The sequence below is a fragment of the Metabacillus sp. 84 genome, from assembly GCF_050107715.1.
Classification (GTDB): Bacteria; Bacillota; Bacilli; order Bacillales; family Bacillaceae; genus Metabacillus_B.
Genome location: NZ_JBNILN010000009.1, coordinates 26,896 through 40,602 on the forward strand (window position 1 = coordinate 26,896; position 13,707 = coordinate 40,602).

Annotated in this window: 13 protein-coding genes; 11 read left to right on the forward strand and 2 right to left on the reverse strand. The window is 43.4% G+C overall.

Annotated features, from left to right (window positions below):
* Positions 1-237: 237 nt before the first annotated feature.
* The 9 genes from ACQCV8_RS14850 (at position 238) to phoU (ending at position 11,096) form a co-directional block, all read left to right on the forward strand.
* Positions 238-720, forward strand: coding sequence for a DUF456 domain-containing protein (locus tag ACQCV8_RS14850; RefSeq protein WP_426845631.1), 483 nt, complete (start codon positions 238-240; stop codon positions 718-720).
* A 194-nt stretch (positions 721-914) separates the two neighbouring features.
* A complete protein-coding gene (locus tag ACQCV8_RS14855; protein ID WP_426845633.1) occupies positions 915-1,523 on the forward strand; it encodes a superoxide dismutase in 609 nt (202 codons plus the stop codon).
* 993 nt (positions 1,524-2,516) lie between these two features.
* A complete protein-coding gene (locus ACQCV8_RS14860; RefSeq protein ID WP_426845635.1) occupies positions 2,517-3,809 on the forward strand; it encodes an MFS transporter in 1,293 nt (430 codons plus the stop codon).
* Positions 3,810-4,023: 214 nt separating this feature from the next.
* A complete protein-coding gene (locus ACQCV8_RS14865) occupies positions 4,024-6,159 on the forward strand; it encodes a peptidoglycan D,D-transpeptidase FtsI family protein (protein WP_426845637.1) in 2,136 nt (711 codons plus the stop codon).
* 201 nt (positions 6,160-6,360) lie between these two features.
* Positions 6,361-7,359: a PstS family phosphate ABC transporter substrate-binding protein gene (locus tag ACQCV8_RS14870; protein WP_426845639.1), complete on the forward strand. Its 999-nt coding sequence runs from the start codon at positions 6,361-6,363 to the stop codon at positions 7,357-7,359.
* A 104-nt stretch (positions 7,360-7,463) separates the two neighbouring features.
* On the forward strand, positions 7,464-8,369 hold the full coding sequence (gene pstC / locus ACQCV8_RS14875) for a phosphate ABC transporter permease subunit PstC (protein WP_426845809.1): 906 nt from the start codon (positions 7,464-7,466) through the stop codon (positions 8,367-8,369).
* Position 8,370: 1 nt separating this feature from the next.
* Positions 8,371-9,249, forward strand: a complete 879-nt coding sequence (gene pstA / locus ACQCV8_RS14880; protein WP_426845641.1) for a phosphate ABC transporter permease PstA — start codon at positions 8,371-8,373, stop codon at positions 9,247-9,249.
* Between the two features lie 30 nt (positions 9,250-9,279).
* Positions 9,280-10,110: a phosphate ABC transporter ATP-binding protein PstB gene (pstB, locus tag ACQCV8_RS14885; RefSeq protein WP_426845643.1), complete on the forward strand. Its 831-nt coding sequence runs from the start codon at positions 9,280-9,282 to the stop codon at positions 10,108-10,110.
* A 326-nt stretch (positions 10,111-10,436) separates the two neighbouring features.
* Positions 10,437-11,096, forward strand: a complete 660-nt coding sequence (gene phoU, locus ACQCV8_RS14890) for a phosphate signaling complex protein PhoU (RefSeq protein WP_426845645.1) — start codon at positions 10,437-10,439, stop codon at positions 11,094-11,096.
* Between the two features lie 28 nt (positions 11,097-11,124).
* On the opposite strand, the gene ACQCV8_RS14895 is transcribed toward phoU, so the two are convergent.
* Positions 11,125-11,595: a hypothetical protein gene (locus ACQCV8_RS14895; protein ID WP_426845647.1), complete on the reverse strand. Its 471-nt coding sequence runs from the start codon at positions 11,593-11,595 to the stop codon at positions 11,125-11,127.
* Complete coding sequence (locus ACQCV8_RS14900; RefSeq protein WP_426845649.1) at positions 11,592-11,942, reverse strand: hypothetical protein; 351 nt, start codon at positions 11,940-11,942, stop codon at positions 11,592-11,594. The genes ACQCV8_RS14895 and ACQCV8_RS14900 overlap by 4 nt, the downstream gene beginning before the upstream one ends.
* 183 nt (positions 11,943-12,125) lie before the next feature.
* On the opposite strand from ACQCV8_RS14900, the gene ACQCV8_RS14905 reads away from it, so the two are divergent.
* Both ACQCV8_RS14905 and ACQCV8_RS14910 read left to right on the forward strand, forming a co-directional pair.
* Positions 12,126-12,554, forward strand: coding sequence for a hypothetical protein (locus ACQCV8_RS14905; protein ID WP_426845651.1), 429 nt, complete (start codon positions 12,126-12,128; stop codon positions 12,552-12,554).
* Positions 12,555-12,556: 2 nt separating this feature from the next.
* Positions 12,557-13,702 carry a glycosyltransferase family 4 protein gene (locus ACQCV8_RS14910; RefSeq protein WP_426845811.1) on the forward strand — a complete coding sequence of 382 codons (1,146 nt, stop codon included), beginning with the start codon at positions 12,557-12,559 and terminating at the stop codon, positions 13,700-13,702.
* Positions 13,703-13,707: the final 5 nt, after the last annotated feature.

A 13,707-nucleotide genomic window follows, 5' to 3' on the forward strand; every position in this document is an offset into this window, starting at 1 on the left:
GAGACATGGGAGGGTACATCATCATAAGCAACGCAGAAATCCAATGTGCATCACATACTGAGTTCAGCTCCACCAACCAGATATACCCAGTGGAGACCACGAAGTGTACCCGTCAACTGTCATAGAATCACATATTTTAAAAATCCTGTTAAGGATTGTGTCGAAAAATATTTTTTTGACACCCCATCAGCGGCTTAAACCGTTAATACATCAACATTTATAGAGGGAGGTAAAAAGATGGACTTTTTATATTGGGCGTTAATTATTGCTGCCTTTGTCATTGCCTTTGTTGGTCTGATATATCCGATTATACCGAGCGTCGTGTTTATAATTGGAGGATTTCTTCTTTACGGCTGGTTTTACGGCTTTGATCAATATGGCTATACGTTTTGGATTATAGAAGGGATCTTCACAGCAGTCCTTTTTGCGGCTGATTACGTGACAAATTTAATCGGTGTGAAAAGAGTGGGAGGGAGCAAGGCGGCCATATGGGGAAGCACGATTGGACTCCTTGTAGGCCCATTTGCCATTCCAATTGCCGGTATATTAATCGGGCCATTCATTGGGGCCGTTCTGGCCGAGCTGCTCGTACATAAAAAAGACTTCACGACCTCTGTAAAAGTGGGTCTCGGCTCACTTGTCGGATTTATTTCAGGAGTGGCTGCGAAAAGTGTGATCCAGCTGATCATGATCGGTTATTTCTTATATGTCGTTCTTTAAGCAAATAATGCCGATAATCTTAGCCGCAAAACGCACGAGTATAGCCTCATTTTTCCAATTCACTATGATAGCGGTACCAAACCGCAATCATATTCATTGAAACATTTTTTTAAATTTGGTACGCTGAACTCAGACAGCAAAAGGGCAAGCCCCTTTGCTTGCTTAGTACATACTAATTCAAGGAGGAGATTTAAATGGCTTACGAACTACCGCAATTGCCTTACGCTTATGATGCATTGGAGCCTCATATTGACAAGGAAACAATGAACATTCACCACACGAAGCACCACAACACATATGTAACGAATGTCAATGCTGCACTTGAAGGTCACGATGACCTTGCCGGCAAAAGCATTGAAGACCTGATCTCCAACCTGGATGCAATTCCTGAAGAAAAAAGAACAGCTGTACGCAACAACGGCGGTGGACATGCTAACCATTCATTCTTCTGGCAAATCCTTTCACCAAACGGCGGCGGAGGGCCAACTGGCGCTCTTGCTGACGCAATCAGCAGCAAATTCGGAAGCTACGACGCTTTCAAAGAAGAATTTGCGAAAGCTGCAACAACACGCTTTGGCTCCGGCTGGGCATGGCTTGTAGTTCATAACGGCGAGCTTGAAGTAACAAGTACTCCTAACCAGGATTCTCCAATCATGGAAGGCAAAACACCTGTATTGGGATTAGACGTTTGGGAGCATGCTTACTACCTGAACTATCAAAACCGCCGTCCGGATTACATCAAATCCTTCTGGAATGTAGTAAACTGGGACGAAGTTTCCAAGCGCTACGAATCAGCAAAATAAGAAGTTCAGTATGAAAAGCAGGGTGTAAAAGCCCTGCTTTTTTTGTAATGGGAACAATGAAAAGATAATCGGATTGCATCAAATCCTTCTGGGATGTAGTGAACTGGGACGAAGTTTCCAACCGCTGCGAATCAGCAAAATAAGATGTGCAGTATGAGAAGCAGGGGGTAACAGCCCTGCTTTTTTTGTAATGGGAACAATGAAAAGATGATCGGATTGCATCAAATCCTTCTGGGATGTAGTGAACTGGGACGAAGTTTCCAACCGCTGCGAATCAGCAAAATAAGATGTGCAGTATGAGAAGCAGGGGGTAACAGCCCTGCTTTTTTTCGTAGCGGAAACATTAGGAAAATGCATTTTTGTACTGCTGCTCAGAAATATTGCGCTCCCGATAACAATTTACTTGCAGGGGTGACCCTGAGGCTGACACCGTACTTGATGATCTAACAGTATAGCGGCTGATTGTAGAATAATCAGATCTTTCAAGTGGGTTCAGAAAATTTTTGAAGAGATTTCTGCAGTGGATAGCTGCTAATCTAAGCTCCGGCCAAGTATGGGGAGGTATTGTACCTGATTCACAGGCTCCGCTAAGGATAGCGGCTATTTTTCACATGAAAATGGCCTTAATCATTCGAGATATTACGTTTTCAGAAGGATTTGAACATGCTTGCGGCTGTGGACGTCCCGGATTCACCCTTTTAGCTGAGTTCACGTTACATTTTCACAAAATATCGTCCCGTTTACAGGTTTATTGTCCGTACTTCTAATTTATTGTCCGTATTTCCAATTTATTGTCCGTATTCCAGATTTATTGTCCTAACTCACACATATAAAGACTTTTCGAGCAAATTCGACAAAACTTCTGGTGGCTGCACATGGTTACGAGGCGCTGATTTAATTCCATTCGTTTCGATACCCTCATTAAATCCAGATTAAATACATAACTCCTTTCCTTCGTGCCACACTATGACGAGACAGAAAGGAAGTTTTGCTATGGCTAAACTGCAAAAACTCTTCGGGGATATTGAAGTCAACAAAGATCTCCTGCTTCTTCTTACGATAGGGGGCCTCTACTCCCTGAGCATTTCGCTGTCCAATTCGTTTGTTAACGTCTTTTTATGGAAGCAGACTGGAGAGTTTGCCGACCTTGGCGTTTACAACTTATGCATTGTCGTGATGCAGCCGCTGACTTTTATTCTGGCTGGCAGGTGGGCGAAGAAAGTGGACAGGGTCATCGTACTGAGGCTTGGAGTGTTTTTTCTTTCCGTATTTTATATTCTTGTGCTGATCATAGGAAACCGCGCCAGTGAGTACCTCATAATAATGGGGGGGCTTCTCGGTGTAGGCTACGGTTTTTACTGGCTGGCCTTCAATGTATTGACCTTTGAGATTACTGAACCGGAAACAAGGGATTTTTTCAACGGCTTTTTAGGCGTTTTGACGTCATCCGCCGGTATGATCGGACCGATAGCGGCCGGCCTGGTTATATCCTATTTCGCAGGGGACAGCGGGTATAACGTAATTTTTGCTATATCTCTGGCACTGTTTGCCAGTGCGGTCGGTTTAAGTTTGCAATTGAAAAGAAGGCCGTCGAGCGGGCAATATTTAATAAAAAAAGTGTTTTATGAACGAAAGCATGATGCAAACTGGAAGCTGATCACCGGGGCACACTTTTTTCAAGGCTTAAGAGAAGGGACCTTTATTTTCGTAATCGGGGTTTTCGTATTCATCACAACGGGCAGTGAACTGGCATTAGGCACCTTTGGCATGATTAATTCTGCAGTGGCCTTTGTCGCTTACTATGCAGCCTCGAGGCTGATTACAAAAAACAAACGGAAAAAAGCGATATTGCTTGGAGGCTTATTGCTCTACTCCTCCATTTTCCTCATTTTATTCAGCATGTCTTATCAAAACCTGCTCATTTATGCAGTCTGCATCGCCGTTGCCTATCCAGTTCTTCTGGTTCCTTACGCTTCCCTGACCTATGATGTAATTGGCAGAGCATGGAATGCAGCAAAAGCACGGGTAGAGTATATGGTAGTAAGGGAACTTTTTCTGAACGCGGGAAGAGTGGTATCGATTCTCGGGTTCATTGCAGTGGTCACCCAATTCAATGTCCAGGAAGCTTTGCCCGTATTTTTGTCCATCATTGGGGCGGGGCATGCGTGCATCTATTTTTTTGTAAGAAAGATTCAGCTTCCTGAGCCGGTTCATACAATTAAAAGCGAAGATGGAGAGATTATCGCTGCAGAATCCAATTTAATGGATGGAGAAAACGGAAATTAATCGGATTCCTTACAATTATGTAACAAACCGATCGGCCGGTAGAAATAAAAACGGAAAAAGAATACAATGAAAAGGCACTTGCAAAGGTGTCTTTTTATTTTTAACAGGGCAGAAAATGTATGGTACGATGGGCACTGGGTGAACGATTTAAGGAATTACAGTCGCATTCAAAATCAAGCCTTTCCACATAAAACGAAATACAGGGTGGTGTCAAATGACGAAAGAAGAAAAAAAGCGAAAAAGAAAGATGCTGCCAGTTCGGCTAAATGCCTTATTTTTGGTTGTCTTTTTCATCTTTTGCGGGATCGTTCTCAGGCTCGGGGTGGTCCAGATTGTTTACGGCCAGGATTACAAGAAGGAACTGGAAAGAAAAGAAGAGACGGATGTCAGTTCAACGGTTCCGAGAGGAAAAATGTACGACAGGAATTATACGCCGCTCGTAGATAATGAACCCCTCAACGCCATTACATATACGAGATCATCCGCAACAAGCCAGGAAGATCGACTAGCGATTGCAAAGGCGCTCAGCGGACTCATTGAGCAGAATACGGACAAGGTGACAGAAAGAGACAAGAAAGATTATTGGATCATGACGCGGCCGGATGAAGCGAAGAAAAAGATCACTTCTGAAGACCGGCAAAAGGTCGAGGACGGCGAAATTCCGGAAGATAAGCTGTATGAGCTGCAGCTAAGCCGAATTACAGAACAGGATCTTGCGGACATTTCGGAAAAGGAGCTTGAAGTGCTGGCCATTAAACGCCAGATGGATGCTGGGTATGCGATGACTCCTCAAACAATCAAAAACAAAGGAGTGACTCCAGAGGAAGTTGCTGCAGTAAGCGGACAGCTTGAAGATTTGCCGGGCGTTGATATTACGACGGACTGGGAGAGAAAATACCCCTATAAGTCGATGCTTCGGACGATGATAGGCAGCATATCTTCACCTGAGCAGGGAATCCCGAAGGAGCAGCGGGATACGTTTCTTGCCAAGGGGTACAGCCTAAATGACCGTGTCGGAACCAGCTACCTTGAAATGCAGTATGAAGATGTTCTTCAAGGAGAAAAAGCACGGGCTAAAAACATTACAGATCGGGAAGGCAACATTCTGGAGACCCAAATCATCTCCGAGGGAAAAAGTGGAAAGGACCTGGTCCTCACTCTGGATGTTGAACTGCAGCAGGAAGTGGAAAAAATTATAGAAGAAGAGCTTAAGGCCGCTAAAAAGGAATCAGGCACTGAAATGCTTGACCGTGCCTTTGTTGTTATGATGGATCCGAGAAATGGTGAAGTCCTTACCATGGCCGGTAAGCAAATTGTAAAAGATGACAGCGGAGTCCAGAAAATTAATGACTATTCATTGGGAGCGATGACATCCTCCTATACGATGGGTTCTGCCGTTAAAGGAGCAACAGTCCTTGCGGGCTATCAGTCAGGTGCAATCAAACCAGGCACTTCCCTGCTGGATGAACCGCTTTACATTAAAGGCTCGCCCGCAAAAAAATCCTACGAGACGATGGGAACAGTAAACGATCTGGAAGCGCTGAAACGTTCTTCTAATGTTTACATGTTCAAGACCGCTATCGAAATGGGAGATGGAGAATACAAAAAAAACAGCTCACTTCCGCTTGATACAGGAGCCTTCAGCGAGATGCGAAACTATTTCAGCCAATTTGGACTCGGTGTTCCAACAGGGATCGACCTTCCGAATGAAGCCACAGGATACAAGGGAACATCCGTAACCCCCGGGCTTCTGCTGGATTTATCAATCGGACAGTATGATACGTACACACCGCTCCAGCTCGCACAATATGTGTCAACCATTGCGAATGGCGGCTATAGAATGAAGCCGCAGATGGTGAAGGAAATCCGAGAGCCCGACCCTTCTGAAGGAATTGGACCGGCAGTCAGATCCTCAGAGCCGCACGTTCTGAACAAGCTGGATATGGACAAAGATCAGATTGAGCGGGTGCAGGAAGGCTTCAGGCAAGTGATGCAGGAGAAAAAAGGGACCGGCTACGGATACTTTATGGGGGCTGATTACAGCCCAGCCGGAAAAACAGGAACGGCACAGGCATTTTATGATGGACCAAATAAAAGCAAATTTTTAGCTCCCACTTTTAACCTCACCATGGTCGGCTACGCGCCGCATGACAAGCCGGAAGTGGCATTCTCAGTAGTAGTGCCCTGGGCTTATGACAAAAGTTCAAATTCAAACTCTGTCAACAAAGTGATCAGCAAACGAATCATGGATAAATATTTCGAGCTAAAGGAAAAACATGATAAAGAAAATTTAGAACAAAAAAATATAGATAAAATTGAAGAAAAGGCGATAAAAAAAGAAGTTGAATAAACTTCCGGGACTATTGCCATAATAAAAGCACTCAACCAAGAGTGCTCTTTTTCTGGAAAAAAAGGGCGGGATATCCCTAAAAACCGACAAAAAGCATCACGGATTTACAAAGTCTTAACATTTGGTTAAAACCAAGTTAATAGTAAGCCTGTATTCTTATTCACGTAGGACAAAAACACCATTTTAGGGGGAATAGAAATAATGAAAAGCTTGAAATTTATGGCTGTATCCATCATGGCATCATCTTTCCTTGCGCTTGCAGCTTGCGGCGGCGGAGAAGGCACTAACGGAGGTTCCGGTTCCAGCTCCAGCGAAAAGCCAGCTGAGGAATCTGCTGAAAAGAAACTATCCGGTGAAATTGCGATTGATGGATCTTCTACAGTAGCACCAATCGGTGAAGTTGTATCTGAAGAATTCAATGCAGAACACCCTGATGTTAAAGCTCCTATCGGTGTATCCGGTACAGGCGGCGGTTTCGAGCGTTTCATTAAAGGCGAAACTGACATCTCCCAAGCTTCACGTCCAATCAAAGACGAAGAGAAAAAAGCTCTTGAAGATGCTGGCATCGAATACACAGAATTCAAAGTTGCCAACGATGGACTATCTGTAGTTGTTAACCAAGAAAACGACTGGGTTAATGAACTTACTGTAGATCAGCTTCAGCAAATGTGGTCCGAAGGCGGAGCGAAAATGTGGTCCGACATTGACCCATCTTGGCCGGAAGAAGAAATTAAATTCTATTCCCCAGGAACGGACTCTGGTACTTTTGATTACTTCACAGAAGTAATCCTAGAAGCAAACGACAAAGAAAATGAAATTACAACAGCTGCTACTCTTTCCGAAGATGATAACGTTCTGGTTAAAGGCGTACAAAACGATAAAAACGCAATCGGCTACTTTGGTTATGCTTACTACCTAGAAAACAAAGATACATTCAAAGTTGTTCCAATTGTAAATGAAGAAGGCGAGGCAGTAGAGCCTACTGACGAAACTGTTGAAGACGGTTCTTACAACCCGCTATCCCGTCCACTATTCATCTACGTGAAAAATGAGTCTTTGACTGAAAAAGAAGAAGTTAAAGAATTTGTTAAGTTCTACCTTGAGCAAGCAAGCACGCTTGCTAGCCAAGTTGGATACGTAAGTCTTCCTCAGGAAGAAACAGATGCTGCTATGGAAGCATTTGAAGAAGCAACGAAATAATAGCAATACAACCACATAGGTGAGAAGCATCTTTTGCTTCTCATCTTTCTATGTAGAAAGGGGTTTGTAAAATGGCCATGGAAAACAGCCGGTCTGTTCGAGAAATGATAAAAGAGAAAAAATCAAAAAACAGCGCTGGCAATATTATTGAGAAAGTAATACCCTATATTCTTTTGTTTACTGCCATTGTGTCGGTACTTACGACATTGGGAATTCTTTACACATTAATCGTTGAAACGTTCACTTTCTTTTCAAAAGTTCCTTTTTCGAATTTCTTCCTGGAACTAAAATGGCTTCCTTTTGCAGGGGATCCAAAGTACGGAATTATTTCATTAATTTCTGGTACACTCCTTGTAACGCTGATTGCTACCATTGTAGCCGTTCCTATTGGGCTTGGAGCAGCCATATATTTGAGTGAATATGCTACTGACCGAGTCAGAAGAATTGTTAAACCGATACTAGAAATTCTTGCCGGAATTCCAACAATTGTTTACGGCTTTTTCGCATTAACTTTTGTCACCCCGCTCCTTCAAAGCGTGATTCCTGGTCTTAACTTCTTTAATGCTCTAAGTCCAGGTATTGTAGTAGGAATTATGATTATTCCTATGATTGCATCTCTTTCTGACGATGCAATGAGTTCTGTGCCAAACTCCATTCGTGAAGGTGCACTGGCAATGGGTGCCACCAAATTCGAAGTTGCTATTAAAATAATATTACCTGCAGCAATATCAGGGATTATTGCTTCTTTCGTACTTGGGATTTCACGCGCAATTGGGGAAACGATGATTGTAACGCTTGCAGGGGGTTCTAACCCTAATCTAACACTCGATCCTACTGAAACGATTCAGACTATGACAGCTTATATCGTTCAGGCCAGTACGGGTGACGCAGGTTACGGAACTCCAATTTACTATAGCATCTACGCTGTAGGAATGACTCTGTTTGTCTTTACTCTCATTATGAATATATTGGCACAGTTTATTTCGCGCCGTTTCAGAGAGGAGTATTAAGATGAAGTTAATCGACCAAGCTCTGATAAAGAGAAAAATGGGAGGCAGACTTGCAAAGAATCAAGTTTTTAAAGGTATTTACCTGCTGGCCACTCTTTTTTCACTTATCGTATTGGCAATTCTGCTGTTTCGGATATTCACTCAAGGATATGCATACCTTTCATGGGATTTTCTACAGAATTTCACTTCTGTAATACCTGAAAAGGCTGGTATTAAAGCAGCACTTTACGGAACGTTGTGGGTCATGGCAGTAACGATTCCTGTATCACTCATTCTGGGGGTCGGAACCGCTATTTATTTAGAAGAATATGCGTCAAAAAATAGATTTACTACTTTTATTCAAATGAATATCTCTAATTTGGCCGGTGTGCCATCCATTGTTTTTGGATTACTTGGTTTGACCATTTTTGTACGTTTCTTCGATTTAGATCGAAGTATTTTAGCCGGCGGACTAACTATGGCCCTTTTAATTCTTCCAGTAATAGTAGTAGCATCTCAAGAGGCCATTCGTTCTGTACCCGGACAGCTTCGTGAAGCTTCTTATGGGATGGGGGCTACCAAATGGCAAACTATTTACCGGGTGGTTTTACCAACCGCAGTTCCAGGAATATTAACTGGAAGTATTCTTGCCTTTTCCCGAGCAGTAGGGGAGACAGCCCCATTACTCGTAGTAGGTGCATATGCAGCTGTAAGGTATATTCCGGACGATTTACTAAGTACGTTCACGGTTATGCCAATTCAGATTTATCAATGGGCAGCGAGACCGCAGGCTGAGTTCCAGACATTAGCAGCAGCGGGCATCATCATCCTGTTTATTATTTTGATCGTTATGAATTCAATAGCTGTTTTGATTCGAAATAAGTTTTCCAACAGATACTAAACCGGTTTTAGGTGAAGGAGGATTTTCGCAATGGAAGTAAAAACAATTGTGAAAGATACAAAAGCATCAAGTGCAAATACAGAGTCCGTAAACACAAACGATAACAAAAACATTGTGTACAACACAGATAATTTAAACCTTTGGTACGGCAGCAACCAGGCATTGAAAAATATTGACCTGGATGTGTATGAAAACGAAGTAACCGCAATTATCGGACCTTCCGGGTGTGGTAAGTCCACTTTTATCAAGACGTTGAACCGCATGGTTGAACTTGTTCCAATTGTCCGCACATCAGGAAAAATTATTTACCGCGGCCAAAACATTTTTGAGAAATCCTACGGTGTAGAAGAACTGAGAACACACGTTGGAATGGTATTCCAAAAGCCTAACCCTTTCCCGAAATCCATTTACGACAATGTCGCTTATGGACCTAGAATTCACGGAATCCGAGACAAAAAAGTGCTGGACCAGATTGTAGAGGAAAGCTTAAAGGGTGCTGCGATCTGGGATGAAGTAAAAGACCGTCTTAAGGAAAATGCATACGGCCTTTCAGGGGGACAGCAGCAGCGTCTTTGCATCGCGCGCTGTTTGGCAATTGAACCTGATGTTATTCTTATGGATGAGCCTACGTCCGCACTTGATCCGATTTCTACGCTTAAAGTGGAAGAGCTGGTTCAAGAATTAAAGCAAAATTACAGCATTATCATCGTAACGCATAATATGCAGCAGGCCGCCCGTATTTCTGACCGTACTGCATTCTTCTTAAACGGAGAAGTAATCGAGTACTCGAATACGAACAAACTGTTCTCTACTCCATCGGATAAACGTACTGAAGATTATATTACTGGCCGTTTTGGCTAAAATTAAAAGCCGTGCATATCAGCACGGCTTTTTCCTTATTCAGATAGCTTTTACTGTAAAACACCTTATCAACAAGCTTTGTCAAAGGATGGTGTTGATTTTAACACCGAAGCGGAAGGCTTGAGTTTCCGGGATAAGAGCAGCGGGACAGGTAATATCCGGCAGTGGTGCCGGGAGCATGAGGCTCAACCGTCCGCCCGAGCATAAGCGAACGCCAGCTTGATCCAGTTAACAGCCAAGTTTAACAGAGCATCCTATCATTGTCTTAAATGAAAACGAGTAAAAATGGTGAAATAAGGGGATAGAAATAGAAGGAGGAGATAAATATGGTCGTACGCGGACAATTTGATTTTGATTTAAATACATTGCGGGAAAAGTTGATTGAAATGGGCAGCCTTACTGAAATTGCACTGTCTAAGGCAATCGATGCTCTTGAGAACCAGAATATTGAACGGGCTCTTGAAATTATGGAAGAGGACGAAACGGTTGATAATTTGGATGAAGAGATCAATGATCTCTCGATTCTTCTGATAGCTAAGCAGCAGCCGGTGGCTACCGACTTGCGCAGGATTATGGTTGCAATTAAAATTTCCAACGAGATGGAAAGGATGGCAGACTTTGCAGTAAATATCGCTAAGTCTGCGATTCGGATTGGAGACGACCCTCTCATTAAACCGATTGAAACGATAAAGAGTATGCATTCGATTGCGAGCGAGATGCTTTCATTATCGATAAAAGCTTTTAATGAAGAGGACGTCGTGCTGGCAAAAAAAGTAGCGGATATGGATGATCAGGTTGATGATTATTATGGTCAAACAATCAGAGAGCTTCTCGAGCTCACCCAGCACAGCCGTGAATCGATGCCTCAGATTACACAGCTTTTATTCGTAAGCAGGTATCTAGAGCGGTTTGCGGATCACGCCACAAACATTTCAGAAAATATTTTCTACCTTGTAAAAGGAAGACATTACGATTTGAATAATTAAAAAAGTCCGCTGATCCCAGCGGATTTTTTTACTGCTTTACAAGATATTTGGCTGCTTCTTCATTCGTGAGACCGGTTGGGAGGTTGTATTTGCCCTGGCGTACTTTCCGGTGCAGGTCTGTATCAATCAGATAGCTGGCAAACTCTTTAGCCGATGGAATGATTCCGCCTTCTTCCATGATCTGGGCCACTTCGCCGGTACTCATCCCATCTCCTATGCTGAATCGATAAGTTTCCTGTTTGGGAGCTTCCTCCGTTTTGGCTGCTTCTTTCTGCTTGTTATCATTTGAAACGGCCTCTTCTTTGGCTTTAACAAGCGCCTCGTACTGATCTCTTGGGAGGGCGACTTCGCCCTCACTGCCTAAGTAGGTCTGGACTTGTTTTTTTGTGATCTCTGCAGGCACAGCTTCTTCTTTGGGAGAAAGAAAATAGGCAGCGGATAGAATAGCGGTAGCGGAGATAATCCCTGCGGAGAAAGCCTGAATGCTTTTTCTGCTCATGTTAAGATCCTCTCATTCCGTTTAATCATACCTTGAACCTGCTTTACAGAAATATTCTCGGATTTGGCGATGGCATCAACGGTCATCCCGTGCTGGTATTTCGCTAATACTTTTCTCTCGATATAGTAGTCAAGCTGTTTTTCTTCAGGGATCGACTGAATGTCATCCTGCAGAATTTCTTCTTCCAACACCTTGACCTTCTTTTTTAGCTTGTAAATCTCCTGCATTGAAGACAGCTGAAGCTGATCGAGATCTTTTTCTATTTCTTGAACCTTATCTTTTTTTGTGAATGAATAAGCCAGCAGGCCAATGGCGGCAGCCAGTAAAATCACAATGACAACTTCCATCTCATTTCCACCTTCTCATTAAGTTTTCCCTTATTATTTATATCATAAAATGTCGAATATTTTAATGGTTTTTGTCAGAAAACCGCGGATTTGCTTAATTTTATTCCAGTTTCAAGCTTCTGGTTGTATGATCGCGGATTTTGAATTATAGTAGAGAAAAATAGAGAAATGAGGAGCGGACGGTTGGATTTTGAAAAGGCTTCTGCGGCATCACGAACAGACTGGATTCAAGTAAAGCAGGTTTCTTCCTTTCTTTTTACAGAATGGCACATTTCTGCTTTAACAGAGAAAGCCTCATCACATCTTATGAAAGAAGAATATGAAAGCCTTTACAAAATAGTTAAGCTATCTCTTTACCGTCATGATGGAAAAGAGCCCGTAACCTACGATTACCCGATCCATTCCTCAGCAGGGAAAAAGAAGCTTTTTTTTCCAAAGGGCTTTTCTGCCTTCCAATTGCATCTGATTCTCATCAACTCCTCCAACCTGAAGCTGTTTGCAGCCAAAACTCCTGATCTGCCCTCTGCCCGCACCGACGTCTTGGGCGATTTTCTAAACGCAGATTACCGCTTGTATTTTTCCGCCTATACAGATTACGGAGAAAGGGATTGAACATGCAAAATGACGGTCCGGAATCCATTCTAATGCTCTCATCTGAATATCCTCCTGAAATATTGGGCGGGCTTGGAACACACGTGAAGCATTTAGTGAAGGAGCTTGCAGTCAGAGACAGAAGCGGGGTACTCGTGACTCTTCCTTCCAAAGCAGCCGGAAGTGCTGGGAAAGAAAAATCGTTTTCGATCATCCGCCCGCCAATGGCTTTTGAGCGCTACAGCCACTCCTTTGAATGGATGCTGAATGCCAATTTCGCCTGGATTAAAGCTTTACATGATATGAACGTTCCGTTTACGCTTGTACACGCCCACGACTGGCTGACAGCAGGAGCCGCTCTTTATGCGAAGAAAACGTTCGATGTTCCGCTCGTTGCAACGATTCATTCCCTGGAAAGCGGCCGTAAAAACACACTTACTACTTCTGCAGAAAAATGGATTCACGATACAGAGATGGAATTAATCCGCAAAGCGGATCACCTAATTGTGTGCAGCCAGTATATGAAGCAGGCCCTGATTCGGGAAGGTGCAGACCCGGGAGCCATCACGCAAGTGAAAAATGGCGTTTCGATCCCTCCGCCTGCAGAGAATGGGAAGCCGGCTGAACCGTATCTGTTTTCTATGGGGAGGTTTGTTCCCGAAAAAGGATTTGAGGATCTCATAAGGGCCTTTTCTAAGCTTAAACCCTCGTTTCCAGATTTAGAACTCGTCATAGCCGGTGAAGGTCCTGCTTTAGCTGGCTGCACAGGGCTAGTACGAGAACTCAATCTCCAGGAAGATGTAACATTTCCTGGTTTTATTTCGGGTACCGAGCTGAATAAATATATACAGCATGCGGCTGGAATATGCATACCAAGCCGCTATGAGCCATTCGGACTTGCTGCCCTTGAAGCAATGGCTGCAGGTAAACCGGTTGCTGTTTCAAGCGCGGGTGGCCTTCCTGAGCTGGTTTCCCATGATGAAAATGGATGGGTATTCGAGAACGGGAAAATAGATCAGCTCATCCAAGTTTTATCGGAAATGCTGAGTAAACCAGAAAAGGCTCAGCTCCTTGGAAAAAATGCGCTAAAGGAGTCCAAAAATTATTCGTGGTCCTTAATGGGTGAAGAAACCTTGGCTGTTTACAATAAGCTGCTTCAGAGAAAGTGAAGGGA

Excerpts from the sequence above, each read along its gene's own strand:
- pstC (WP_426845809.1), top strand. The coding sequence starts at position 7,464 with ATGATAAAAGAGAAAAAATCAAAAAACAGCGCTGGCAATATTATTGAG.
- pstB (WP_426845643.1), top strand. The coding sequence starts at position 9,280 with ATGGAAGTAAAAACAATTGTGAAAGATACAAAAGCATCAAGTGCAAAT.
- ACQCV8_RS14900 (WP_426845649.1), bottom strand. The coding sequence starts at position 11,942 with ATGGAAGTTGTCATTGTGATTTTACTGGCTGCCGCCATTGGCCTGCTG.
- ACQCV8_RS14855 (WP_426845633.1), top strand. The coding sequence starts at position 915 with ATGGCTTACGAACTACCGCAATTGCCTTACGCTTATGATGCATTGGAG.
- ACQCV8_RS14860 (WP_426845635.1), top strand. The coding sequence starts at position 2,517 with ATGGCTAAACTGCAAAAACTCTTCGGGGATATTGAAGTCAACAAAGAT.
- ACQCV8_RS14910 (WP_426845811.1), top strand. The coding sequence starts at position 12,557 with ATGCAAAATGACGGTCCGGAATCCATTCTAATGCTCTCATCTGAATAT.
- ACQCV8_RS14850 (WP_426845631.1), top strand. The coding sequence starts at position 238 with ATGGACTTTTTATATTGGGCGTTAATTATTGCTGCCTTTGTCATTGCC.
- ACQCV8_RS14870 (WP_426845639.1), top strand. The coding sequence starts at position 6,361 with ATGAAAAGCTTGAAATTTATGGCTGTATCCATCATGGCATCATCTTTC.
- phoU (WP_426845645.1), top strand. The coding sequence starts at position 10,437 with ATGGTCGTACGCGGACAATTTGATTTTGATTTAAATACATTGCGGGAA.
- pstA (WP_426845641.1), top strand. The coding sequence starts at position 8,371 with ATGAAGTTAATCGACCAAGCTCTGATAAAGAGAAAAATGGGAGGCAGA.
- ACQCV8_RS14895 (WP_426845647.1), bottom strand. The coding sequence starts at position 11,595 with ATGAGCAGAAAAAGCATTCAGGCTTTCTCCGCAGGGATTATCTCCGCT.
- ACQCV8_RS14865 (WP_426845637.1), top strand. The coding sequence starts at position 4,024 with ATGACGAAAGAAGAAAAAAAGCGAAAAAGAAAGATGCTGCCAGTTCGG.